Origin of the sequence: Paraburkholderia sp. BR10936, assembly GCF_040965735.1 — a bacterium.
GTDB classification, from domain to species: Bacteria; Pseudomonadota; Gammaproteobacteria; order Burkholderiales; family Burkholderiaceae; genus Paraburkholderia; species Paraburkholderia nodosa_A.
Genome location: NZ_JBFRCM010000005.1, coordinates 143,033 through 165,153, shown reverse-complemented (window position 1 = coordinate 165,153; position 22,121 = coordinate 143,033). Strand labels below are relative to the sequence as shown.

General features: G+C 64.6%; 24 protein-coding genes. 15 read left to right on the top strand and 9 right to left on the bottom strand.

Annotation, left to right across the window (positions count from 1 at the left end):
• Window positions 1-6: 6 nt before the first annotated feature.
• From AB4Y36_RS13020 to AB4Y36_RS13010, 3 genes are all read right to left on the bottom strand, one after another.
• Complete coding sequence (locus tag AB4Y36_RS13020) at window positions 7-417, bottom strand: VOC family protein (protein WP_069263115.1); 411 nt, start codon at window positions 415-417, stop codon at window positions 7-9.
• A gap of 58 nt (window positions 418-475) precedes the next feature.
• Window positions 476-691 carry a DUF3820 family protein gene (locus AB4Y36_RS13015; RefSeq protein ID WP_069263529.1) on the bottom strand — a complete coding sequence of 72 codons (216 nt, stop codon included), beginning with the start codon at window positions 689-691 and terminating at the stop codon, window positions 476-478.
• 129 nt (window positions 692-820) lie between these two features.
• Window positions 821-1,444: a glutathione S-transferase family protein gene (locus AB4Y36_RS13010; protein ID WP_368683159.1), complete on the bottom strand. Its 624-nt coding sequence runs from the start codon at window positions 1,442-1,444 to the stop codon at window positions 821-823.
• 174 nt (window positions 1,445-1,618) lie between these two features.
• Between AB4Y36_RS13010 and AB4Y36_RS13005 the strand changes: the two genes are divergently transcribed.
• A complete protein-coding gene (locus AB4Y36_RS13005) occupies window positions 1,619-2,278 on the top strand; it encodes a glutathione S-transferase family protein (RefSeq protein WP_342949788.1) in 660 nt (219 codons plus the stop codon).
• A 95-nt stretch (window positions 2,279-2,373) separates the two neighbouring features.
• On the opposite strand, the gene AB4Y36_RS13000 is transcribed toward AB4Y36_RS13005, so the two are convergent.
• Entirely contained in the window at window positions 2,374-2,562 is a 189-nt protein-coding gene (locus AB4Y36_RS13000; RefSeq protein ID WP_342948599.1) for a hypothetical protein, read from the bottom strand.
• Window positions 2,563-2,629: 67 nt separating this feature from the next.
• Window positions 2,630-3,262: an ABATE domain-containing protein gene (locus AB4Y36_RS12995; protein ID WP_368683158.1), complete on the bottom strand. Its 633-nt coding sequence runs from the start codon at window positions 3,260-3,262 to the stop codon at window positions 2,630-2,632.
• Window positions 3,263-3,433: 171 nt separating this feature from the next.
• Between AB4Y36_RS12995 and AB4Y36_RS12990 the strand changes: the two genes are divergently transcribed.
• From AB4Y36_RS12990 to AB4Y36_RS12945, 10 genes are all read left to right on the top strand, one after another.
• Window positions 3,434-4,285: an alpha/beta fold hydrolase gene (locus AB4Y36_RS12990; protein ID WP_368683157.1), complete on the top strand. Its 852-nt coding sequence runs from the start codon at window positions 3,434-3,436 to the stop codon at window positions 4,283-4,285.
• A gap of 241 nt (window positions 4,286-4,526) precedes the next feature.
• The gene (locus AB4Y36_RS12985; protein WP_368683156.1) at window positions 4,527-5,702 is read left to right on the top strand and encodes a porin; all 1,176 of its coding nucleotides are present in this window, start codon (window positions 4,527-4,529) and stop codon (window positions 5,700-5,702) included.
• A 347-nt stretch (window positions 5,703-6,049) separates the two neighbouring features.
• Window positions 6,050-6,466, top strand: a complete 417-nt coding sequence (locus tag AB4Y36_RS12980; protein ID WP_256094611.1) for a glycine zipper family protein — start codon at window positions 6,050-6,052, stop codon at window positions 6,464-6,466.
• 187 nt (window positions 6,467-6,653) lie between these two features.
• On the top strand, window positions 6,654-7,232 hold the full coding sequence (locus AB4Y36_RS12975; RefSeq protein ID WP_368683155.1) for a YSC84-related protein: 579 nt from the start codon (window positions 6,654-6,656) through the stop codon (window positions 7,230-7,232).
• A 12-nt stretch (window positions 7,233-7,244) separates the two neighbouring features.
• A complete protein-coding gene (locus AB4Y36_RS12970; protein WP_368683154.1) occupies window positions 7,245-7,835 on the top strand; it encodes a hypothetical protein in 591 nt (196 codons plus the stop codon).
• A 96-nt stretch (window positions 7,836-7,931) separates the two neighbouring features.
• Complete coding sequence (locus AB4Y36_RS12965; RefSeq protein ID WP_368683153.1) at window positions 7,932-8,318, top strand: response regulator transcription factor; 387 nt, start codon at window positions 7,932-7,934, stop codon at window positions 8,316-8,318.
• A gap of 72 nt (window positions 8,319-8,390) precedes the next feature.
• The gene (locus AB4Y36_RS12960; RefSeq protein ID WP_368683152.1) at window positions 8,391-9,725 is read left to right on the top strand and encodes a paraquat-inducible protein A; all 1,335 of its coding nucleotides are present in this window, start codon (window positions 8,391-8,393) and stop codon (window positions 9,723-9,725) included.
• The gene (locus AB4Y36_RS12955) at window positions 9,709-11,334 is read left to right on the top strand and encodes an intermembrane transport protein PqiB (protein WP_368683151.1); all 1,626 of its coding nucleotides are present in this window, start codon (window positions 9,709-9,711) and stop codon (window positions 11,332-11,334) included. The genes AB4Y36_RS12960 and AB4Y36_RS12955 overlap by 17 nt, the downstream gene beginning before the upstream one ends.
• The gene (locus AB4Y36_RS12950; RefSeq protein WP_342948608.1) at window positions 11,331-11,963 is read left to right on the top strand and encodes a PqiC family protein; all 633 of its coding nucleotides are present in this window, start codon (window positions 11,331-11,333) and stop codon (window positions 11,961-11,963) included. The genes AB4Y36_RS12955 and AB4Y36_RS12950 overlap by 4 nt, the downstream gene beginning before the upstream one ends.
• A gap of 19 nt (window positions 11,964-11,982) precedes the next feature.
• Window positions 11,983-12,816, top strand: a complete 834-nt coding sequence (locus AB4Y36_RS12945) for a hypothetical protein (RefSeq protein ID WP_368683150.1) — start codon at window positions 11,983-11,985, stop codon at window positions 12,814-12,816.
• 30 nt (window positions 12,817-12,846) lie between these two features.
• Here AB4Y36_RS12945 and AB4Y36_RS12940 read toward each other — a convergent pair whose 3' ends face one another.
• From AB4Y36_RS12940 to AB4Y36_RS12930, 3 genes are all read right to left on the bottom strand, one after another.
• Window positions 12,847-13,764 (bottom strand): DUF2950 domain-containing protein, encoded by a 918-nt coding sequence (locus AB4Y36_RS12940; protein ID WP_368683149.1) that lies wholly within the window; start codon window positions 13,762-13,764, stop codon window positions 12,847-12,849.
• 11 nt (window positions 13,765-13,775) lie between these two features.
• The gene (locus AB4Y36_RS12935; RefSeq protein ID WP_368602721.1) at window positions 13,776-15,191 is read right to left on the bottom strand and encodes a DUF3300 domain-containing protein; all 1,416 of its coding nucleotides are present in this window, start codon (window positions 15,189-15,191) and stop codon (window positions 13,776-13,778) included.
• 426 nt (window positions 15,192-15,617) lie between these two features.
• Complete coding sequence (locus AB4Y36_RS12930; protein ID WP_368683148.1) at window positions 15,618-15,839, bottom strand: hypothetical protein; 222 nt, start codon at window positions 15,837-15,839, stop codon at window positions 15,618-15,620.
• A gap of 444 nt (window positions 15,840-16,283) precedes the next feature.
• On the opposite strand from AB4Y36_RS12930, the gene AB4Y36_RS12925 reads away from it, so the two are divergent.
• Both AB4Y36_RS12925 and AB4Y36_RS12920 read left to right on the top strand, forming a co-directional pair.
• Window positions 16,284-17,567, top strand: a complete 1,284-nt coding sequence (locus AB4Y36_RS12925) for a PAS domain-containing sensor histidine kinase (protein ID WP_368602720.1) — start codon at window positions 16,284-16,286, stop codon at window positions 17,565-17,567.
• Window positions 17,564-18,205 carry a response regulator transcription factor gene (locus tag AB4Y36_RS12920; RefSeq protein WP_368602719.1) on the top strand — a complete coding sequence of 214 codons (642 nt, stop codon included), beginning with the start codon at window positions 17,564-17,566 and terminating at the stop codon, window positions 18,203-18,205. Before AB4Y36_RS12925 ends, AB4Y36_RS12920 begins: the two co-directional genes overlap by 4 nt.
• An 81-nt stretch (window positions 18,206-18,286) precedes the next feature.
• Here AB4Y36_RS12920 and AB4Y36_RS12915 read toward each other — a convergent pair whose 3' ends face one another.
• Complete coding sequence (locus AB4Y36_RS12915) at window positions 18,287-19,288, bottom strand: AraC family transcriptional regulator (RefSeq protein WP_069263131.1); 1,002 nt, start codon at window positions 19,286-19,288, stop codon at window positions 18,287-18,289.
• Between the two features lie 245 nt (window positions 19,289-19,533).
• On the opposite strand from AB4Y36_RS12915, the gene AB4Y36_RS12910 reads away from it, so the two are divergent.
• Window positions 19,534-20,589, top strand: coding sequence for a 3-keto-5-aminohexanoate cleavage protein (locus tag AB4Y36_RS12910; RefSeq protein WP_368683147.1), 1,056 nt, complete (start codon window positions 19,534-19,536; stop codon window positions 20,587-20,589).
• A 132-nt stretch (window positions 20,590-20,721) separates the two neighbouring features.
• The gene (locus AB4Y36_RS12905) at window positions 20,722-22,053 is read left to right on the top strand and encodes an MFS transporter (protein ID WP_368683146.1); all 1,332 of its coding nucleotides are present in this window, start codon (window positions 20,722-20,724) and stop codon (window positions 22,051-22,053) included.
• The last annotated feature ends 68 nt before the right edge of the window (window positions 22,054-22,121 follow it).

Sequence of the window (22,121 nt, the reverse complement as noted above, 5' to 3'; positions counted from 1 at the left end):
ATCGGCCTAACCTTCGCTGTCCATCCTTGAACGGACCTCGCCAGCGGAAAGGTCGCGCTGATGGGTGGCAATCTGCCAGGTGTTTCCCCACGGATCTCTGACCATCGCACGCCTGTCGCCATATGGCAGATCGGCAGGAATCTCGAGCGAGACCGCATTCGCCGCGATCGCTCGCTGGTAGGTCGAATCGGTGTCCTGAACGTAGACGTACAGAAATGCCGGCATCGGCTCGCGAAGACCGTCTGCGCCGCTAACCATCACGACGGAATCGCCGATCCTGATCTCGGCAGGCAACCCATGGCGAAATACGCCTTGTGCCTGAAACACCGTCTTGATGAAGGCGACCAGGTTCTCCGCGTCGCGTACGACAATTCGGGGCGTAACGGTGTGCCATCCATCTGGCTGAAAATTGGCCATGTCGGGCAGCCTCGCAAGAGCTTCGCCCGGGCATTCTGCGCCGGGTGCCCGATTGGCGCTAGCCGCGTTTGCGCAGCGGCTCGAGCAAGCCCTTCAGGCCGTTATGGTCCAGTTCCTGCATCAGCGCGAGCAGCCGGCCGATCTCGCCCGGCGGGAACCCTTCGCGGGCGAACCAGTTGAGGTAATGCCCCGGCAGGTCGGCGATGAGCCGGCCCTTGTATTTGCCGAAGGGCATGGCGAAGGTGACGAGGCGTTCGAGGTCTTGGGCTTGCATGGCGGTATTGTGCACGGCCTGGCGTTCGCGCGCGAATGCTACGAATGCAAACGTGGCAGGCGCTGTCGGCATCGACTGACTTCGCTGCCTGAATTTCCTGGCAATTTGACCCGCGGCCCGCGCCGTTCCTCACGGCGTCCCGTTTGCGCAATGCACTGCAAACCCGGGCCGTTCGGCAAGCCGTTCGAAATATGCAGCAACAGCCGGCAAATGCGGATGCTCGAACGGCGTGCCGAACCAGCGGTTCACCGACAACCCAATGGGAATATCGGCAAGCGAGAATTGCGCGCCGGCGACGAACGCGCCGGTCGCCTGCAGCCGCGCGTCGAGAATGCGCATATGCCGGGTCCAGCTCTCGATGGAAAGGCCAATTTCGCCGGGCGCCTGGTGAGCCGGCGACGCTTTGACCAAGGCGAGAAACGTATAGCTCCACGAACGGTTGAGGTCGGTCGCCTGCCAGTCCATCCATTGATCGACGCGAGCCCGCTCGCACGCATCGGCAGGATAGAGATGCGCGCCGCCATAGCGGGACGCCAGATAGCGGATGATGGTGTTCGACTCCCACAGCACGAAATCGCCGTCCCTGATGACCGGCACGAGCGCGTTGGGATTCAATGCGAGGAACGCCGGCGTATGCGTCGAGCGAAAGCCCGAGCCCCAATCCTCGCGCTCGAAGGGCAGGTTTAATTCGACACAGGTCCAGAGCACCTTGCGAACGTTGATGGACGATGCTTTGCCGAGGATGTTGAGCATATCGAAAGGAAAGAAGAGGGAGCCGCGCCCGTGCACGATACGTCATGCATGTGGCCGCGGCCATGTACAGTTCCCCGAACATGCGCCGCTGCAGTTCCCGGCAACGCTTGCAATCCGCACGCAACCGGTGCATGGTTCAACGACTTTCCCCGGCTCGAACCAGGAGACTCGACGATGCCGCTCGCGCTATATGGACATCCGTTTTCCTCGTACACGCAGAAAGTGCTCATCGCGCTGTATGAGAACGACACACCCTTCGAGTTCCGCGGCGTCGGTCCGGATTCTCCCGAGCATACGGCGCAGTGGCTGCAACGCTGGCCGCTGCGCAAGTTTCCGGTGCTCGTGGACGGCGAGCGCAACGTTGCGGAAACCAGCATCATCATCGAATACCTGCAGCTCGCGCATCCCGGGCCGGTGCGCCTGCTGCCCGCCGATTCCGTGGCCGCGCTCGACGTGCGCTTTCTGGACCGCTTCTTCGACCTGCATGTCATGACGCCCGTGCAGCGCGCCGTGGATGGCGCGTTGACCGGCGATCCGGCGCGGCGCGACGAAGGGCGCGCCTTTGCCGAGGAAAAACTCGAGCTCGCTTATGCGTGGCTCGAAGGCCACCTCGCGGGCAAGACGTGGGCAGCGGGCGAGGACTATACGATGGCGGACTGCGCCGGGTCTTCATCGCTTTTCTATGCTGACTGGACGCATCGCATCGCCCCGACTTATCCCGTCCTGCGCGCCTATCGCGAGCGCCTGCTCGCGCGGCCTTCGTTCGCGCGGGCCGTGAACGAGGCGCGGCCATATCGTCCGCTCTTTCCGCTCGGCGCACCGGATCGCGATTGAAGCGATTCGATCAGGGATGCGAAGTAAGTGCGGCACCATTGTGAAAGAGGCTTGCACGATGCCATGCAAGCCTCTTTCGCGTTACAGACACTAGATCAACCCACCGAAGGCTCACCTTCGCCGGACTGCTTGCCCGGGCGGTCGGCGGGCGACTGCTTGCGCGACTTGTCATCGCGCTCGGGCATGGCGCTGCGCTGGTCGTCGCTGTGCTCGGTGGGTTTCTGCTGGTTTTCGTTCGCTTTGCTGGCGCCCTGTTCATGAGGCTTCGGGTTGCTGGCGGTCATCGTTCCTCTCCCATTCCGGTAGGTCCGCCAGATCCCGCAAGGCTCGCGCCCGGCGCGCGAATACGTTCTACGCGCTTTCACGCTCCTTGAGCCGTTTGCGGTGCGCGGCCACTTTGGCGCGATTCCCGCAGATCGCCATGCTGCACCAGCGGCGCGCGTGCCCGCGCGTGTGGTCGGCGAACAGGAGGGTGCATTTCGGGCCTTCGCAGGCTTTCACGTGCGTGAAGTCCTGCTCGCCGACGATTTTCGCCAGCGCCTCGGCAATCGGCATCAAGAGCGATTCCGGCGTTTTCCAGCGGCGACTCACGCGGTATTCGAACGTCGCCGCGCCGTCACTGCCGACCGCAACGACTTCGCCATAGCGGTCGTCACGCGCGAGCAGATCGTTGAGCGGCGCGAGTTCGCCCAGATCGGCGGCGGCGAGCGGCCGGCCTTTTCTGTCCCGCACGAAGGACCTGAACCATTCACGTAGCGCGCGCGCCTCGCCCGCGACGGTGTCGAACTCGGCCGCGATGAACTGCGCGCGCAGCGCAGCAAGCGCCGGCGCGGGGACCATGCCCGCCTGTGCGAGCCAGGACAGCAAACCTTCGCCGTCGGCGATCCAGTCGATGGGAACGTCCACCGGTGTGGCAACCGAGTTCAGGAAGTCGAGCCCCGGCGCGTCGGCCACGAATATCGCCGGTATGGGGCGGTAGTCCATTTTCTTGCCGCAAAAGGGTAATCAGGGTGCATTCAGTGTAACCGTCAAAATCGTTCTTGACAAGTTACATCACGGATTAGTAACCTCTAATCCACGATCAACTCGGTTACATAAGGAGCGAAGCATGTCTCACGGTAAAGCGAGCTTTTCCGTTCACCTCTGGAGGAACCCATGACTGCCATTGCCTACCGCCGCGCCGATGTCGACGGCTACGACGTGTTCTACCGGGAAGCCGGGCGCGTCGGCGCGCCGAAGCTCCTGCTGTTGCACGGCTTTCCGAGCGCCGGCCACATGTTCCGCGACCTCATTCCGAAGCTGGCCGACCGCTTTCATATCGTCGCGCCGGATCTGCCGGGCTTCGGTCAATCGGACTTGCCGGACCGCGAGGAATTCGCTTACACGTTCGAGAATATTGCGAAGGTGATGGCGCGCTTCACCGAGCACATCGGCTTCGACCGGTTCGCGGTGTACGTGTTCGACTACGGCGCGCCCACGGGCTTTCGCCTCGCGCTTGCGCATCCCGAGCGCATCACGGCGATCATTTCGCAAAACGGCAACGCCTACGAGGAAGGCCTGAGTGACGGCTGGAATCCGATTCGCGCTTACTGGCAGGACGCGTCGCCGGCCAACCGAGAGGCACTGCGTGCGCTGCTCTCGCGCGAAGCGACGATCTGGCAATACACGCACGGCGTGCCCGATGCGTCGGCGGTGTCGCCGGACGGCTATTCGCTCGATGACTACTATATGAACCGCCCCGGCGCGCACGAGATCCAGCTCGACTTGTTCCGCGACTACCGGAACAACGTTGCGCTCTACCCCGAATTTCAGGCGTATTTCCGCACGCATCGGCCGCCATTTCTCGCCGTGTGGGGTAAGAACGATCCGTTCTTCCTGCCGCCCGGCGCGCAGGCATACAAGCGCGACTTGCCGCTAGCCGTGGTGCGTTTTTTCGACACGGGCCACTTCGCGCTGGAAACGCACGCCGACGAGATTGCCACCGCGATCAGGGAATTTCTCGAATGATGGGGACTCCTGATTGTTTGTGCGAAACGAACATCGGCCCGGTGAGCGAAGGGCTTCGCGGCATTTGCAAACATGGCGGTTTTAATGCTTAGTTAAGCTGCGGTTACACAGCGCTGGTCTTCATTCATGTTGCATTGGATGTCTTGTGCCGACAACGGCACCAATTTCACGCTGAGGTCGTTCCGGAGCAAGCGACTAATATAGGAATACCGATTACCCGGTGCGTGAAGGAGTTGCAAACATGAAAAAGCTTGCGCTTATGTTGCTTCCTGTTCCGCTCGCCATGTTGGCGCCGGTCGCTCACGCGCAAAGCAGCGTTACCCTGTACGGCGTGATCGACGAAGCCTTTCAGTTCGTCCACAACGCCGACGCTCAGGGCAACAATCTGTATCGGATGCAAGGTGGCAATCTGCAAGGGTCCCGCTGGGGCTTGAAGGGAACGGAAGATCTGGGCGGCGGCCTGAAAGCGATCTTCCAGCTGGAAAGCGGATTCGACATCAATAGCGGCAAGATGGGCAACTACAACGGCAATACCTTGCTATTTGGCCGTCAAGCCTTCGTAGGATTGACGCACCAGCAGTATGGAACGCTGACACTGGGTCGGCAGTACGACCCGGTCGTCGACATGGTTCAGCCGCTTACCGCAGACAATTACTGGGGCAGCACCTTCACCACGCCGGGCGACGTGGACAACAACGACAACAGCTCTCGTACGAACAATGCGATCAAGTATCTCTCGCCGCAATTCGCGGGCTTCCAGATCGAAGGCATGTATGCGTTCGGCGGCGTCGCGGGCGCGACAGGTTCGCAGCAGACCTGGTCGGCCGCGGCGAGCTATGTGACTGGCTCGTTCAGCATCGCGGCGGGCTACGTCCGCATGACGAACGCCAACTCCACGATTCCTCGCACCGGTTGGACCAGCACCTCGGACGGCACCTTCGACGGCGGTTTTCAGAACCTCGCCTATGAAACCGCCAAGTGGGTCGGCATTGGTTCCGTTGCCCTGCAATACGTGGCCGGACCGTTTACGTTCGGCGGCCGGTATAGCAACGCGCAGTACAAGGCGGACTCGCAATCGCTTTTCCCGTCCAACCAGCGCTACAACGTCGCTGCCGGTTTCGTGAACTACGCGGTTACGCCTGCGTCGCTCATCGGTATTGGCTATACGTGGACGCACAGCGCGGGCGACACCTCGGCGACCTATAACCAGGTCTCGCTGGGCGGCGACTACAACCTCTCCAAGCGTACCGACGTGTACCTCGTCGGCGCGTGGCAGCACGCCAACGGCACGCAGCGCGTACCGACCGCAACGGGTTCCATCCTGACCACCGCGGTCGCTTCCGTGGCGGACTATGGGCTGAACGGCAACTCGAGTTCGCAAATCATGGTGAGCCTCGGCATCCGCCACAAGTTCTGAGTCACTGCAGCCATTCTTCTACGCCCGCCGCACCGCATGGCCGTTCCGGCCGTGCGACGGCGGGCGCTTCATGGCGCCTGCCTGTCCCTATGGGGGACGGTAGGACCATGGTCTGATTGTCTTCGCCGTGCCGCTCCCACATCATTGAACAGACCACTGCGCCGGTTGCACGGCGCGGTGTTCGTCCCGCATTCGGGCGTCGTGCCGGAGGCACGACCGTCATTGTCCAATCTCCCGCCGATAGCAGCAGGCGTAATCGGCGCGATCTCGCACGCGCTCAAGGAGTTGATATGGATACCTATATAAATTGTCGGGCTGGCGCCCTGTGCGCCGCCGTGCTGCTTTTGATGAGTGCCGCGCAGGCAACGCCTATTGCGTATCCCGCGAAGGGGCAGAGCGCGCAGCAACAGCACTCGGACGAATCGGCATGCTACTCGTGGGCCAGGAGTAACACGGGCATTGACCCGAAACAGGTCGCGTCGACGCCACCGCCGCCTTCGGGGCCGGCGGTGGGCGGCGGCCAGCGTGTCCAGGGCGCGGCGCGCGGCGCGGCGGGCGGCGCGGTGATCGGCGCGATCACCGGCGATGCGGGCAGGGGCGCGGCAGTGGGCGCGGCGGCCGGCACGATGGTGGGCGGCTCACGCGCGCGCCAGGAACGGCGTGCCCAGCAGGCCAACGCGCAGCAACAGCAGCAGGGCGCGATCGACACGTTCAACCGCGCGTTTGCCGCGTGTATGCAAGGGCGCGGCTACACGGTGCAGTAGTGCGCCGTGCATGAAGCGGCCTGAGGCGGCGTAAGACCAAGGTCCGATTTGTCCTGTGCGCCGCGTCTGCGACTATGTAACTGAACGATGAGCAACGATGTGCGAGCAACGTCTCATTCCCGCGTGACGTTCGATCCGCATGCGTGAGTGCCGTGTCCGGGCTGTCTAAACTCAATGGAGGACAACAATGAAGCGACGGATTTTTGTGCTTACGGCGGCGGCCGCGGCCGGGCTCGCTGCAGCGGGTTGCAGCACGACCACGAGCAGTGGGACGAGCGGCGCGACCGATGCGGCGAAACGGCAGGAGATCGATGCGGCCGTGGACGGCACGATGTCCCGGCTGTTCTCGACTGTCCCGGGCTCGCAGGAACTCGTTTCGAAGTCGCAAGGCGTGCTGGTCTTTCCATCGGTCGGCAAGGCAGCGTTCATCATTGGCGGGTCGTACGGCCAGGGTGCGTTGCGCGTGGGCGGATCGACGGTCGGGTACTACAGCACGGCGGCCGCTTCGTTCGGCTTGCAGGCAGGGGTGCAGTCCGCTGCCGTGATCTTTCTCTTCATGACGCAGGACTCGCTCGACAAGTTCCGCAACTCGAAGGGCTGGTCGGTTGGCGGCGATGTTGCCGTTGCGCTCGTCAAGGTCGGTGCGAATGGGCAGATCGACACGCGAACCGCAACGGCGCCGGTCCAGGCGATCGTGATGACCAATACGGGCATCATGGCCGATGCGTCGGTCGCTGGCACGAAGGTGACGAAGCTCGATCTGTAACAGGAGGTCGCGATGTCGTACCTCAAATGGGTTGTTTCAGCCGTCATCGTTGCCGCGGCGCAGCTTGCCGCGGCTCAGGGCCAGACGGCGGCCAACGTGACGCACGAGCCGGGCAAGGCAACCGTCACCGGCATGCACAAGGTGACGGCGACCATCACGAAGATCGACGCCGATACCCGCACCGTCACGCTCAAGCGTCACGACGGCAAGCTGGTAGAAGCCGAACTGGGACCGGAAGTCAGAAACTTCGATCAACTAAAGGTCGGCGATGTCGTGACGATGACCTATAAGGAATCACTCACGCTGAGCCTGAAGAAGGGAGGCGACGGCGAGACCTCGGTGCAGGAAACGCCGCAGGTCGAGCGTGCGGCTGCCGGCGAGAAGCCCGGCGGCATGGTGGGCCGTGAGGTGAAAGTCACGGCGAATGTCGTAGCGGTCGACACCAAGACGAAAACGGTCACCCTGATGGGCCCCGAAGGGGGAACGATGGATCTGCGGGTCGAGGATCCCCAGCAGCTTGCAAACGTGCAGGTCGGCGATCAGGTCGAGGCAGTGTATACGGAAGCGTTCGCCGTATCCGTCAAGCCTGCACCACACAAGTAGTCGCGCATGGAGAAGCCGCTTGCGCTCAGGATGCCGGTCGGCGCGCACGGCGGCGCCGCTCTGGCTGTCCTCACCGGTAACCGAACGCTAAGTCAAATGAACACCGTGACACGATCCGTGGCCGTCGTCGACGACGAGGAGTCGGTCGGGCGAGCGATCCAGCGCCTGTTGAAGTCGGTCGGCATCGACTCCGACGTGTACACGAGCGGCGAGGCATTTCTCTACGCCCTGGCGGCCGCGGCGCCTCACGCGCCCGTGTGCGTGGTCCTCGATATCCAGATGCCCGGCATCAACGGTATCGAGGTACAGCGTCGGCTGGGTGGCACCGGCATCCAGTGCATCGTGATTACGGCGCACGACGATGCGCGCGTGCGCGAGCAGGCACAGGCAGCCGGCGCGGTTGCGTACCTGCGCAAGCCGTTCGACGACTCCGCGCTCATCGGCGCGGTCCATGCGGTGCTAGGCGTGCCGCCGCCGGGCTGACGCCCCGCATGCCGAAGCGGTACAGCGACGATGAATCGACCACGCCACGACCGGATTCAGGGAGGCCCCGCAATGAAGCGCGCTGAGCTTCTCGTTTGCCACGACTGCGATCTCATGCAGCGCGGCGCGCCTTGCCCGCCGGGGGGCACCCTGCGCTGCCTGCGCTGCAACGCCGAACTGGAAAGGAATCTGCCGGAAAGCCTCGGCCGTGCGCTCGCGTTCGCGTTGGGCGCACTCGTGCTGTTCGTCATTTCCAACCTGTATCCGATCGTCGGACTCTCGGTGAACGGCAATCTCGTACGCACGACGCTGTGGCATTCGGTCGAGATTCTCTATCTCGACGGCATGTGGCCCATCGCGGCGCTGGTGTTCGCCACGACGATCCTCATGCCTGGCCTGCAGGTCGTGTGTCTGCTCGCCCTCCTCGTGCCGCTCGCGATCGACCGCGCGCCGTGGCAGGCGCCGCTCCTGTTCCGCGCGATGTACATCGCACGGCCGTGGGGCATGACCGAGGTGCTGATACTCGGCCTGCTGGTCGCGCTCGTGAAGCTGTCCCATATCGCAACGGTCGTGACGGGTGTCGCGTTGTGGTCGTTCGGCGCGTTGATGCTGGTGCTCGCGGGCGCGAGCGCGGCGTTCGACGCGCGCCAGTTCTGGTCGCGCGTGGCGCGGGCAACGCAACCGGCCAACGCGGTCAGGGCGCTCGACACGCCCAGCGTGACGACGCGCTACGCGTCGGGCGAGGCGGCCAGAGCGCGAGGCGAGCGCGCCGCAGGCCCGCTCACGGGCGCCGCGTGCGGCATCGCGCGCTGCCATGCGTGCGGAATGCTCGCGCGCATGCCGGCGGCCGCGCATGCGGCGACGTGCCCGCGCTGCGGCAGCGCGCTGCACATGCGCAAGGTCGCGAGCCTGTCGCGCACGTGGGCGCTGCTGGTTGCGGCGATGGTGCTGTACGTACCGGCGAATGTGCTGCCCGTCATGGACACGAGTTCGCTGTTCGGCTCGCAGAAGGACACGATCATGAGCGGTGTGGTGTATCTGTGGGTGTCGGGTTCGTGGCCGCTCGCGCTGCTCGTGTTCATTGCCAGCATCGCCGTGCCCATGCTGAAGATCCTGGGGCTTTCGTATCTGACGTGGACCACGCAGCGCCGCTGGACATGGCTGCCCGAGCAACGCACGCGCATCTACCGGCTGATCGAGCTGGTCGGCCGCTGGTCGATGCTCGACATCTACGTGATCACGATGCTCGTCGCGCTGGTGCAGTTCAACGCGCTCGCCACGATCAAGGCGGGCCCCGCCGCGATCGCTTTCGGTGCCGTCGTGATCCTCACCATGTTCGCCGCGAACATGTTCGACCCGCGTCTCATCTGGGACGCGATGGAGCACGAAAATGGCAGCACCCGGTAACGACGATTCCTTGCCGGGCCTGCCCGAGGCGAAGCCGGCGCGCGGCTCGCGCTGGCGCATGCAGATTGTCTGGCTCGTGCCGATCGTGGCGGTGCTCATTGGCGGCTGGCTCGCTGCCAAGGCGATCATCGAGGAAGGGCCGACGATCACGATCAGCTTCAAGACCGGCGACGGCCTCGAGGCCGGCAAGACGAAGATCAAGTACAAGGACGTCGATATCGGCGTGGTGAAGGCGGTCACGCTCTCGCCCGATCACAAGCGTGTGATCGCGACGGGCGAACTCGTGAAGGACGCGGCGAGCATGCTCGTCGACAACACGCGCTTCTGGGTCGTGCGCCCGCGCATTTCCGGCGGTACGGTTTCGGGCCTGAGCACGCTGCTCTCGGGCTCTTTTGTCGGCATGGACGAAGGCAACTCCAGCAAAGCGCGCCACGACTTCGTGGGACTCGAAGTCCCGCCTGCGATTCCGAGCGACATCCCGGGGCGCGAATTCGTGTTGCACAGCGTGAACATGGGCTCGCTCGATGTCGGCTCGCCGGTGTTCTTCCGCCGTCTTCAGGTCGGACAGATTGCTTCCTATGAAATGGACCCGAACGGCAAGGGCGTGACGCTGCGCGTGTTCGTGAACGCGCCCTACGACAGGTTCGTGCGCAGCGACACGCGCTTCTGGCATGCGAGTGGACTCGACGTCTCGCTCAGCCCGGACGGCGTGCAGATCAACACGCAGTCGGTGGTGTCGCTGCTCATCGGCGGCGTGGCGTTCGAAACGCCCGACGCCGACGCCGGCGGTGAACCGCCCGAGGCCGACGCAGACTCGAAGTTCGAGCTTTACGCCACGCACGCCGACTCGATGAAGGAGCATGACCGCATTGTCGACACCTACGTCGTGACCTTCTACGACTCCGTGCGCGGGCTCACAGTGGGCGCGCCGGTCGATTTCCGCGGCGTCGTGATTGGCGAGGTCACACGTATCTACACGCGCTTCGACCCGGTGAAGAAACAGTTCAGCATTCCTGTTGAAATCAATCTGTATCCGGAGCGCTTTACGTCGCGCTTCGAGAAAGGCCAGCCGGCCGGACGCCTCACTTCGCAACCGCGCCAGCTTGCCGAGTTCCTGGTTGCCAGCGGCTTCCGGTTCCAGCTGCGCTCGGGTAATCCTCTCACAGGACAGCTCTACGTCGCCTTCGACGTCTTCCCGGACGCTGCGAAGGCTAAGATCGACTGGTCGAGAACGCCGCCCGAGATGCCGACGGTGCCGCGCACGTTGCAGTCGCTGCAGGATTCGCTCACGCGACTGCTCGCGAAGCTCAACGGTATTCCGTTCGAGGCCATCGGCGCGAGTGCGCAGCGCACGCTGCAAAGTGCGAACGACGTGGTGGCGAAGCTCGGCACCGACGTGGTGCCGCAGGCGCACGATACGCTTTCGGCGGCAAGATCCACGCTCAACTCGGCCACCGATGCCTTGCAGCCCGACTCGCAGCTCCAGCAGAACACGAGCGACGCCATGCGCGAACTGGCCCGCACCGCCGCGTCCGTGCGCATGCTTACGGATTATCTCGAGCGCCATCCCGAGGCCGTGGTGCAGGGCAAACCTGGAGGCAAGCAGTGAACCGCCGCAACCTGACTCTGCCTGCCGTTCTCGCCGTTGCGATGGCGTGTCTCGCCGGGTGCTCCTCGCCGTCGCCCACGTTCTATGCGTTGCGCGCCGATGATGCGAGCGCCGCGACGGCCAGCGCATCGCCCGCCGTGCCGACGAGCGCCGCTGCACTCGATGTCGTCGTCGGTCCCGTGACTGTGCCCGACATGGTGGACCGGCCGCAAATCGTCACGCGCAATCCGGACAACACGATCCAGATGAACGAGTTCGCGCGCTGGGCCACGCCGCTCAAACTGGACGTTGGGCGCGTCGTTGCCGCGGACCTTGCACAGCGGCTCGGCACGGCGCACGTCTCGACGTTCGATGGCGCGGCCACCCCGCCGGTCTGGCGCGTTCGCGTCGATATCACGCGCATCGACAGCGTACTGGGAGACTCGGTGACGATCGACGCGCAATGGGTCGTGCGCCCGCCGGGTCACCAGGCGCTGACGCTCGGGCACACCGTAGCGCACGAGCAGGTGACGAGCCAGGACTACGGCGCGCTCGTCGACGCGCACGATCGCGCACTCGCCACCATCAGCGCCGACATTGCCGCCGCGATTCGCGCGGAGCATGCAACAGTTGGCAGTGCGACGGAGTGAGCACGCCACGCGGGATCTCATGAAGACGTTGCATTGTGCGTGGCTCGCACTGAGCGCGGCGCTGGCGCTGGCGGGCCACGATGCGTCGGGCAGCGTGCCGCGCAACGAGGACACACCGGCGGGACTTTTCGCAGTGCTCGATTACGTTGTTGCGCCCCCCGAGCCGAGGTCCGCGCAGAGCGCGGTGGCATTGCGCGAGGCCGGCGTCGAGCAGGAGACGATCAAGGCGCGCATCGTCGAAACGTGGTTCTACCGGCTGCGTGCGGACCCTGCCGTGGCGGTCGCCGTGCCCGGCGGCATGGCGGGCCTCGAAGCCCGGCTGCGCGACGACGCGGCGCGCGAGCGCCTGATCCGCGGCGGCATCGCGCGCCTGACGCCACAAGACCGCCTGGCGTACCTCACGCTGCTCGCGAAATACATGGGACGCGCGGCGCGCGGCAATTGCCAGGGCATGGCGAGCGTGCAGGACCTTGCTCAGGGCATTTCGATCGGCAGCATGAGCGATGCCGACACGGCCGAATACTTCTCGTTGCTTTATCGCGTGGTGATCCGATCCCTGCTCGCCGCGCCAGTCAGGCTGCCCACGCCCGTGGCATACGAGCGGGCGTTGCGGCATCTCGACGATGCGGTCAACGCGGCCCTCGCTGGCGATCCGCAGTCCGTGGCGCGGCTCGAGCGCGTCACGAATGGCGGCCCTGGCGCCACGATGGCCGACGTCTGCTGGGCGAGCGCGGTGCTCATGCGCTCGACGGCGGCGATGAGCGCACCCGATCGCGACGCGCTGCTGCTCTACATGCTCGGTGAAGACGCGCCGGCGCGAGCGTCGGCCCCCGAGCCCGCGCGCGCACCGTGAAACGCAGTGGCGCAGCGCCAGTGCCGAGTGTCACGGCGCAGCCTTCGACCAGCCCGGGCCCGGATCGAAGGATGTCATCGCTTCGGCTTTTGCCGCGCCATCCCGGCCGAGATCGCGCTCGTAGACCTGGCCGTCGTGGCTGACCATGAAGGTCTTGATACCCGTGTCGCCGTACCGCACCGGCCACGCAACGACGCCAAAGCCGCCGAACAGCTTGCTGCCAACCATGTAGTTATATGCGCCGCCGGGCGCGTGCGGACCCTGCGAGGTCAGCAGCTTGTAGTGGTAGCCGTAGTAACCTGCGTTTTCGGCGTTGCGCGCGCCGGCCTTGAGGAATGCGACGCCTAGCGGGCTCGGCGCGGCGTCGGGATCGGTCGGCCAGTACAGGCCGTCATGCTTGCCCGGCGAACTCGCGAGCTTGCTGGCGTAGACCAGCATGTCGCTGCCGTCGTGATAGGTCTGCGCATATTCGCGTTGCGCGTCGTAGACCGCGAGCATCGTCTGCATCACGGCAAGCTCGTTGCGGCCAATGCGGCGCACGCGCATTTCCTCGACACCGGCGTGCGTGTCGAAGTGCCAGCCCTGGGCGGTCTTGACGAGCGGGACCGGAAAGGTCCAGCCGTCGTCGCCCACGGCGATCATCGCGTGATTTGCATCGGTATCCTGAATGGTGTGCGAAGTCTGCCATTCACTCAGGAACTTGTCGCGGATCTGAGCGCCGACCGGCGGGATGAGCTGGCGGAAATCTGCGCCGAAGAGCGTGCGCAGTTCCGCCTCGTCGTTGCCGGCCACGGCGTCGCCGAACGCGGCCATCGCCGCGTCGGGCGTAGCGAAGGTGTTTTGCCCGGCGGCCGCGCAAGGCCGCGGCGCGAATACCAGCAGTGCGATGGCGATCGCCGCCGCGAGTACTGCCGATGCAGCCGGACGGAGAAACTCATGTCTGTTCATGGCCGTTCTCCCTAGCGTCTGCCGCCGCCACGACCGCCGCCACCGCCGCGCATACCGCCGCCGCCGCTCGGACGATTGAACCCTGAAGACTGCATGCTGGAGCGGCCGCGACTCGCGTCGCGCTGGGTGGCGCCGCCGCCGCCCACACCCTGGAAGGCGCCATCGCGGCCGCCGCCGCCGTAGCTCCCTCCACCGCCGCCGCCAAACCCGCCGCCTGCCCCGGTGCTCACGCGATTGCTCCCGCCGGCATTGTTAGCCATGCCGCCGCGATTGCCGCCGGCACCGTTATTGCCAAGGTCTCCGCGATTGCCACCCGCTCCGTTGTCGGCGAGGTTCGCGCGATTGCCGACGCTCGCGTTGTTGCCCGCGCCGCCGCGATTGCCGGGATTGCCCTGATTCCCGCGGTTGCCATTGCCCAGGCCCTGGCCGCCTGCACCGCCGCCCGTGCGGTTGCCGGCGCGGTCCGCCACGCTGGCGCCGTTCTGGCCATTCTGGCCATTGCGGCCGCGATAGTCGCGGCGGCCGTCGGCGCCTGCCACGTTGTTGCCGAATTTCTCGCGCGTGGCGTTGTCACGGTATGCGACGCCCTGGCGGTGGCTGGCATCGTGCTGCCACTTGCCTCCCTGGACCTTGGTGCTGTCGAAGTTGCGATTGACGTTGCGCGCCTTGTCCACGTTGATGTTGACGTCGCCGCCGCCCCAGTTGCAATTGCCGAAGATCGCGCCCGCGGCGGCGAGCCCGACGCCCCACGCGAAGCCGGTCATCAGCGCGCCGCCGGGATAGTATGCGGGATAGGGTGGCCAGGCGTACGGCGGGTAAGCCGGGTAGCTCCACGCGCCGTACACGACCGTGGGGTTGTACGCGGGTACGTAGATCACCTCGGGCTTGGCAGGCTCGATCTTCACGATGGTCTGGCCGCCTTGCGCGGGCGGCTGCTCGACCACGACCTTTTGCTGCTCATTGCTCTTGAGGTTGCCCGAGTCCTGTGCGCGTGCACGCAGGCGCTGCACGGCGGCGAGCACATCCTTTTCCTGGGCGAGGAACGCGTCACCGAGTTTCTGGGTCCAGTCGAGCTTGTCGTTCATCGGCTCGAGCGCCTGCGGGAACGCGACGAGCGACTTCACGCTCGTGTCCCATGGCTGGTCCTGCACGGCCTTCACGGCTTCGTCGCCCTTCAGCTTCGGGTGCTCCTTGACCCAGCGGGCCGCATGCACGATTTCGAGCGGGTAAGTCGATGCCATCAGGACTTGCGCCAGCACCGAATCGGGATAGAGCGCAATGGGCGCGACCAGCGCCTCCAGCTCCTCGGGCTTGTAGGGGGCGGGCTGCGGCGCGTCTTGCGCGCGCACCGCCTGAGCGCCTGCCAGGAGCAACGCGAGCACGAGCAGGCAGAGGGTGTACGTGCGTTGTTTGATCCATGAGGTCATGGCCGATCCTTCCAATTGTTTGCTCAACCGGAGTGCGGGACGGATAGCGACAACGTGAAGGGGCGAGCGCGTGCGCGCATTCTTGTTCGAGTGTGGCGAGGCGGAGAGCCCCACGGGTATAGTCCGGCAAGCCACGCTGTGCTGGCAATCGGACCAGAGTCCTATTGACACCGCAATGGCGGCGCAATGATGCTATTCACTCGTCGAGGGCGGCAGCGCCGACACCTGGAGATCCCAAATGAAAATGCGCCTTGCTGTGCCGTGTGCGACGGTGCTCCTGCTTTGTGCGCCCGCCTTCATGTCTGAAGTATTTGCGCAAGCGGGAACGATGGGTACCAGGCAGATGCGGGACGTGCAGCGCAAAGCGGAGCACAAGGCCCGCTCGAGCCAGTCCCGGCAACATGGTCAGCAAAATACGACGCAACATCATGCGGCGAGTGCAGCCGCGCCAGCTTCGGCGCCTTGATCGACAACGGCGTTTACCGAGCTGTCACGCGCCGGACGTGTGAGGGATTCTGCAGGCCATTTCGCGCGTTTCCAGATCGAAATAATGGTGGCGACTATTTCATAAAAAACAGAATAGATAATGCCACGCGACAAACTGCACGATCGCCATTCGTATTGAATAGAGATGATTTCGCGAGCCAATTACCAAATCAAAGAAAACGTTCGCAAATATTCCCGGTAAATAGTCAGTGTATATAGTCCGGTGCAAGCGCATTCAAGGCCTTAGCGCCTGATTAGCGTTATATGCGGAAAAAGTTATCGAAAACAATTGCGCGCGGAACGAATCATCGGCAATTTCTTTCATATAATTAACGCGCGGTGAAAGCGTACAGCGAAGCGGTTCCGCAATCATGATCCCATCCGTTCTTTTCTTCAATGACTGACTCATTCTCCGCCCATGCCGGAGCGTTCTTCGATAATCAAAAGTAAGCTGCAGTCATCATTGGGGCGCAGTTTGCACCGCAAAACGGCCGGAATGCCGGTGCTCGTCAAATCCGCCCCGCCTGGGCGCTGAAGCGTTTGAAACGATTCGCAGGCTGCCGGAGCAGGGCAGCGTAGCCGGAGGACACCGTGATCAGGGCAGACATGGGGAACGAAAAACTAAAACTGAACAGACCGAGAGCCGAACACGCAGCGGCCGGCCTGCTGGCGTGGCTCGACAGAATCAAGCCGCGCACTCTGCCGAACGGCAACGCACTGGCCGCGCGCAACACCGGCCACGCGTCGGCGCAGGCCACACAGGCCATTGCGCAAAGTCTGCACAGCGTTCTCGAAGTCGTGCCCGCGGCGGCGCTCTTGATCGACGAAGCGGGCAGCGTCGCATGGGCCAATGGCATGGCCACCCACGTGCTCGGCTATGCCCTGGGCGAATTGATCGGCATGCGCATCGAAAACGTGCTCGTCGCCTGGCGAAGAGACGCACGCCCCGTATCGTTCGGCGCACTGAAGTCCGCGCAAGGGTTGCCGCATAGCGTGACGCGCGTGGCCATCGCGCGCGCGAAGAACGGCGCCGATATCGACGTGCATGTGAGCGCTTCGGCATCGCTCGCCGCCGGACCTGCGGCGCGCATGGTGGTCGTCATCGAACCGGAAAGGCGCGACACGACGCTCGCGGAGTCCGGCAGCGAACCGCGCCGGTTGCGTCGGGAACGGGCGTCCGAAGTGGGCGACATGGCCGCCGCGCTCGCGCACGAAGTCGATCAGCCGCTCACGGCCATTCTCAGCAACGCACAGGCCGCGCAACGGTTTCTCGCCCAGAGCCCGCCGGCCATGAGCGACTTGCGGGAGCTGCTTGGCGAGGTCGTGTCCGACAGCACGCGTGCGCACGCGATCATCCGCAAGATGCGCCAGTCCGCGCGCTGCGAGCCGCCCGAGCTGTGCCCCGTCGATGTCGGCAGCCTCGTGCGCGACGTGGTGCGCCTGCTGCGCCGCGAGACGGAAACCTGTGGCGCGGCAGTGGGCGCGCGCATCGAAGACGGGCTGCCGCAAGTGCACGGCGATGCGGTTCAACTGCAGCAGGTGCTCGTCAATTTGCTCCTGAATGCGCTCGATGCGGTGCACGACTGCCACGCGGAAGATCGCAGGGTGTGCATCTTCGTGACGGCAAGCGAGGATCGCGGCAAGGTGCGCCTCGCGATCCGCGATCATGGGCCGGGTGTCGATGCCGATCGGCTCGTCACGCTGTTCAAGCCGTTCATGACGTCCAAGCCCCACGGGCTGGGTCTTGGCCTCTCCATCAGCCGCACCATCGTCATGGCGCACGGCGGCCAGCTATGGGCCGAGCGCAACGCTGATCGCGGCCTGACGTTCCATATCGAACTTCCCGCGGAGGGCGCGTGCGTGCAGACGACCACGCGTTTTTCACCATGAACTCGCCAGTTTCCATCGTGTTCGTTGTGGACGACGACGAGCACGTTCGCAACGCACTATGCCGCTTGTTGCGATCCGGCGGCTACACGGCACAGGCGTACGGCAGCGCCAGCGCCTTCCTCGACGGCGCGGACCTGACGAGCGCGCCTGCCTGCCTGCTGCTCGATCTCCAGTTGCCCGACCTGAGCGGCATTGAATTGCAGCAGCGGCTCGAGGGCAGGGTGCCGATCGTCTTCGTTTCGGGCCATGGCGACATGGATACGGCGGTGCGCGCGATGAAGGCGGGCGCATCGGATTTCCTGACGAAGCCGATCGACGCGCAGGTGCTATTCGAAGCCACGTCGCGCGCGCTCGAACGCGCAGGCCAGCTATACGAACAACGCGAGCAGCGCGCGGAGATCCAGCGCCGGGTGGAAAAACTCACGCCGCGCGAGCGCGAGGTCATGGCGCTCGTGGTGACGGGCCGGCCGAACAAGCTCGTGGCCGACGAACTGGGCGCGGCGGAGAAAACGATCAAGATTCACCGGGCGCGCGTCATGGAGAAGATGAAGGCGAACTCGCTTGCCGATCTGGTGCGCCTCATGACCACGTTCGATGCCGACGCGCCTGACTTGCACCCGCTTCCGCATACGGGCTGAGGGACCAAGGGATTAAGGGACTAAAGGACTAAGGGACTAAAGGACCACACGGCAGGGCACGCGCGCCGTCGTCCCGTCGCTTCAGATCAAATGGCTATTGCGCCAGTCGCGCGGCGTCATGCCGAAGCGCGCGCTGAACCAGTTCGTGAACGAGCCCTGCTGGGCGTAGCCGAGCAGGGCGGACACACGTCCGATGGGATAGCGCGGGTTGCTCATGTAGCGCACGGCAAGTTCGCCCCGCACTTCCTCCACGAGCCGCGTGAAGCTCGTATTGGCGACGCCGAGCTGACGTTGCATCGTGCGCACGCTCAGCCGCAGATGCGCGGCCACCCCTTCGACGCTGGCCTGCTCGAGCGGCAGCAGCAGGTAGATCGCCTTGCGCACCTCGAGTGCCGTGGAATCGACGCCCGTTGCGTTGAGCGATTCGGCGAGGCTTTCCGCGTAGCGCACCAGTTCCGGGTCGGCGGCGGGGTTCGGGTAGTCGAGGTCGGCGGCCGCGCATACGATGCCGTTGAAGTCGCTGCCGAATTCCAGCGGGCAGCCGAAAAAACGCCGATGAAACGTGAGGCTGGGCGGCGCCTGGTGAACGAAGTGCACCGCGCGCGGTTTCCAGTGCTCGCCCAGCAGCGCGCTGGAGTGACGCGCGAGCACGCCCACTGCGAGTTCGATGGCCTGGTATGTGGGGGTGCCCGGATCGACGACCAGTTCCTCGCGGATCGTGACGGTTGCGCCCGTGTCTTCGACAAAGATCGCGAGCGCTTCGTTGAGCAGGTGCCGGTATTCGGCGGTGGCGAGCAGCACCTCGCGCAGCGTGCGCTTGTGCGCGAGCAGAATGTTGACCACGCCAGTGCCGAACTTGTGGCGCGTCTCGGCCATTTGCAGCGCGAACGTCGGGCACGCGGCCTTTTCCGCCGAACGCTCCAGCAACCGGCACGCAGCGGCGGCGGGGACGCGTTGGTCGGGAGTTGCGAGCGCCGCGGCGTCCACGCCCGCCTCGTGGGCAAGCTCGACCGGGTTCAATCCCACGCGCTTTGCCACGTCGAAATAACCGCTCAGCGAGACCGAGCTCAGCGTGGTTTCCATTGTCGTGTCTCCTCTATGCTGCGGCCTCGCTGCGCCTTTTCAGCCCGTCAAACATGGGCTTGCGCTTGTCTCGGTGTTAACGCCTGGTGGCGCGAAAAGCTAAAACGATGGCGCGCAATCAGAAAAGTGTAGCGCAGGATTGCCGTATCGTGCATCTCAACGGATCAGCCAGGTTCCGAGCGTTATTTCAGGCTTCTGGCCACGTTGCCAAACGTTGAAATACCGTCCCCATATTGGAGAACACGATGCAATTCCTCGACGATTCGCTGCACCCCGAGAACCAGGACAAGGTTGTCATCACCACCGCGCCGTATGGTCCGGAATGGATGCCCGAAGACTTCCCGGAAGACATTCCGGTGACGATGGAAGAACAGATCCAGAAGGCCGTGGATTGCTACAACGCGGGCGCAACGGTGCTGCACCTGCATGTGCGCGAACTCGACGGCAAGGGCTCCAAACGCCTCTCGAAGTTCAACGAGCTGATCGCAGGCGTGCGCGCCGCGGTGCCGGACATGATCATCCAGGTGGGCGGCTCGATCTCGTTCGCGCCGGAAGACGAGGGCGAAGCGGCGAAGTGGCTCTCGGACGACACGCGTCACATGCTGGCCGACCTCGAGCCGAAGCCGGACCAGGTGACCGTGGCGATCAACACCACGCAGATGAACATCATGGAGCTGCTCTACCCGGAATACCTGGCGGGCACCTCGCTCTCCAACCCGGCGTTCATGGCCGCGTATAGCGAAATGACGGTGCCGGCCGGCCCGGCATGGGTGGAGGAGCATCTGCGCCGTCTGCAGGCTTCGGGCATTCAGCCGCACTTCCAGCTCACGGGCATCCACGCGCTCGAAACGCTCGATCGCCTCGTGCGCAAGGGCGCGTACAAGGGGCCGCTGAACCTCACGTGGATCGGCATCGGCGGCGGCTTCGACGGCCCGAACCCGTTCAACTTCTTCAACTTCGTGCACCGTGCGCCCGATGGCTGCACCGTTACCGCCGAGTCGCTGCTCAAGAACGTGCTGCCGTTCAACATGATGGCGATGTCCATGGGCCTGCACCCGCGTTGCGGCATTGAAGATACGATCATCGACCAGCACGGCAAGCGCTTCACGTCCGTGCAGCAGATTGAGCAATGCGTGCGCGTGGCGCGCGAACTGGGCCGTGAGATTGCCACGGGCAAGGAAGCGCGCGAAATCTATCGCATCGGCGTGCAGTACGAAACGGTCGACGAAACGCTCGCGGCCAACGGCATGGCGCCGAACCGCGTGGCCGGCGTGAAGAACCTGCCGCTGCGCGCGGCGTAATCGCAGTGGGGCCCGGCGCGGGCATAGGCTTGTGCCGGGCCTCGAAGCGGGGGTTTGGCGCTTGCGTCGTACCTGCTGAAACTGAGAGAACAACGGAACCCGGCGAAGAGCGGGCTACCACGGAGACAACCCATGCTCACGCATGCCGAGCCCACCGCGGGCGAATTGACGAAGACCGGGACGAACGTACGCGCATATGCGTGGGTGGTGTTCGCCTTGACGGTCGGGCTGCTGCTTTCCGACTACATGTCGCGGCAGGTCCTGAATGCGGTTTTTCCGCTGCTCAAGACCGCATGGAGTCTTTCGGACACGCAGCTCGGCTCGCTGAGCAGCGTGGTCGCACTGATGGTGGGCGTGCTCACGTTTCCGCTGTCGGTGCTGGCCGACCGCTGGGGCCGCGTGAAGAGCATCGTCCTGATGGCGGCGTTGTGGAGTCTCGCGACGCTTGGTTGCGCGCTCTCGACGAACTACGGCGAAATGCTGCTTGCACGCGCCTTCGTCGGCATCGGCGAAGCGGCTTATGGCAGCGTGGGGATTGCCGTTGTCCTCAGTATTTTTCCGGTGCGCCTGCGTTCCACGATTACGGGCGCATTCATGGCGGGTGGCGCCTTCGGCTCGGTGCTGGGCATGGCGCTGGGCGGTGCGGTGGCTGCGCAGCATGGCTGGCGCGCGGCGTTTGGCGCGATGGCAGCCATGGGGATCGTGCTGGTCGTGATCTATCGCATCGTCGTCACGGAGAAGCGCATTGCCTCGCTGCAGCCGGCGAGCGTGAGCCGCGAGGCGAATGGCCTCGGGATGCGCATGAGCCTGCGCGCGCTGCTCAAGGGCCTGTTTTCCACGCGCTCCGTGGTGTGCGCGTATGTGGGCAGCGGCGTGCATCTGCTCGTGCCGGCGGCCGTGTGGAGCTGGTTGCCGAGCTTCCTGAACCGCTACTACGGCATGGCCACCGGCAAAGCGGCCGGGACCGCCGCAGTGTTCGTGCTCGTGACGGGCGTTGGCATGGTGGTGTGCGGCAATCTCGCGGACCGCTTCAGCAAGGATAACGGCGCGCGCAAATGGAGCATCGCGATTGCGTACTGCCTGATCTGTTTCACGCTGCTCGCGGTCGGCTTGCGCATGCCGGCCGGCCCCGCGCAACTGGTTCTGATCGGCGCGGCCATGTTCTTCTGTGCAGGCGCAGCGGGCCCCTCGGGCGCGATGGTGGCGAACCTCACGCCGCCCTCGATCCATGCCTCGGCGTTCGCCACGCTCACGCTGGCGAACAACCTGCTCGGCCTCGCGCCCGCCGCGGTGCTCACGGGCATTGCCGCCGACCATATCGGCCTGCTTGGCGCGCTGCAACTCGTACCGTTTGCGCCGCTCGTGGCGGCAGTGGTTTTCCTGATCGGCAAGCGCAACTACACCGTCGATCTGGATCGTGTGAATGCCCTGCGCGAAGAAGCCGGTGGTCACGCACAACGATGAAATTGTACAAGTAGTTCTTGTCGGCTTGACTGAGTTCGAGTCAATGCGTTCGAGTAAAGGATAGGAGA